Here is a 2,081-nt window from a genome sequence, read left to right as displayed (position 1 = left end):
CCGCGGCACCCGCGGCGGCCTGCGCGGCGGCGGGGCCACCGCCGCCCGCACCCGGCTGGCCCGGCTTGCCCTGCGGCTTCTTGCCGCCCTGGGCGACGTCCACGGGCAGCATGACCAGCGCGGTCGTACCACCGGAGTCGGACGGACGGAGCTGGATGCGGATGCCGTGGCGCTGCGACAGACGGCCGACCACGAACAGACCCATGCGGCGGGAGACGGAGACGTCCACGGTGGGCGGCGCGGCGAGCCGCTCGTTGATCGCCGCCAGGTCCTCCGGCGACAGACCGATACCGGTGTCGTGGATCTCGATCAGCACCCGGCCGTCGGGCAGCGCGTGACCGGTGACCTTGACCTTGGTCTGCGGCGAGGAGAACGAGGTCGCGTTCTCCAGCAGCTCGGCGAGCAGGTGCACGAGGTCGTTGACCACGCGGCCGGCCACTTCGGTGCTCGGCACGGAGGCCAGCTCGATGCGCTCGTACTGCTCCACCTCGGACGCGGCGGCACGGAGCACGTCGACCAGCGGGACCGGACGGGTCCACCGGCGGCCGGGCTCCTCACCGGCGAGGACGAGGAGGTTCTCACCGTTACGGCGCATACGCGTGGCGAGGTGGTCCAGCTTGAACAGCGAGGAGAGCTGGTCCGGGTCGGCCTCGCGGGACTCCAGCTCGGAGATCAGCGAGAGCTGGCGCTGGATCAGACCCTGGGAGCGGCGCGAGAGGTTGGTGAACATCGCGTTGACGTTGCCCCGCAGCAGGGCCTGCTCGGCGGCGAGGCGGACCGCCTCGCGGTGCACGTCGTCGAAGGCCGCGGCCACCTTGCCGATCTCGTCCCGGGAGTGCACACCGACCGATTCCACGGAGGTGTCGACGTCCTGCGGGTCGGACTCGGAGAGCTGCTTGACCAGCTCGGGCAGGCGTTCCTGGGCGACCTTGGTGGCGGTGTCCTCCAGCCGGCGCAGCGAGCGGATCATGGAGCGGGCCACGACGAAGGCGCCGACCAGCGACACACCGAGCACGAGCAGGATCAGCACACCGGAGACGATCGCGTCGCGCTCGGTGGCGCTGCGCAGCTCACGGGCCTGCTGTTCCATGTCCTCGAGCAGCGTGAGCTCGATGTTCTTCATCTGCTGGATCTTGGTGGAGCTGTCGTCCAGCCAGTCGCGGTAGGACCGCGCGCCCACCGAGGTGAGGCCGAACTCCGAGGCCAGGGCGCGCCCGGCGTACTCGTCGGTGGCCTTGATCGTGCTGTTGCCCTCCTCGATCGGCAGCAGCAGCTCGGTGGCGGCGACGTCGCCGTAGATGCTCTTGAAGCTGCGGATCTCGGACTTCTGGCTCGCCAGCGCGGACTCGGCGTAGAGCCGGTCGTTGTCGGAGAGTTCGCCCTTGGTGGTGTTGCTGGTGGGCAGCGCCGCGGCGAGGACCGCGCGCTGGATCGACGCGTACTCCTTGGCGGAGGAGAAGGACGCCAGGGCACGGGTGCGCTGGATCATCTCGGGGTTGCTGGTCGCCTCGGCCATGTCCTGCGAGAGCTCGACCAGCTTCTCGATCAGACGGTGGTAACCCTCGACGGTCTGCGTGGAGTTCTTCTCCGACTGGTACGCCGTGTTGCGGATCTTCTCGAGCTCGCCCAGTTCACCGGCGAGCTGCACCAGGTTGTCGCGGACGCCCTTGAGGTTGCCGTCCTTGCTGGCGTCGTCGATCTCCTCGGAGCTGTCGATGAAGAGGTTGCGCGCCCGGTCGGTCTTCTCGCGGTAGCCCTTGACCGAGAAGTCGGTGGCCTTGCCGCCGTGCGCCAGCGGGCCGGCCGACTGGTCGCGCTCCTCCTGGAGCGCGTGGGCCAGTTCGGTGGCCTGCTTGGTCATGTCCGTCAGCAGCTTCATGTTGTCGAGCTGCTGGATGTCGTCCAACGACTGGTTGATACGCAGCGCACCCAGCGAGGTGGCCGCGACCACCGGGAGGGCGAGCAGCGACACCAGACGGGTCGAGATCCGCCAGTTCCGCAGGGCTATTCGCGGTCCCGGGCCGGTCGGACCCTTCGGGGCGGCCGACGCCGGGCTCGGCGCGGCGGCGCCGGTGCCCTCA

1 protein-coding gene is annotated in these 2,081 nt (G+C 69.8%); it reads right to left on the bottom strand.

What is annotated here, in order from left to right:
* Positions 1-2,081: nitrate- and nitrite sensing domain-containing protein (locus B7767_RS17535; protein ID WP_373408221.1), on the bottom strand; the 2,081-nt coding region annotated here is incomplete at both ends.

Source organism: Streptomyces sp. 13-12-16 (assembly GCF_002114215.1).
Classification (GTDB): Bacteria; Actinomycetota; Actinomycetes; order Streptomycetales; family Streptomycetaceae; genus Streptomyces.
The sequence above is the reverse complement of the archived record's forward strand: the minus strand, read 5'-3'. Positions and strand labels throughout refer to the sequence as shown.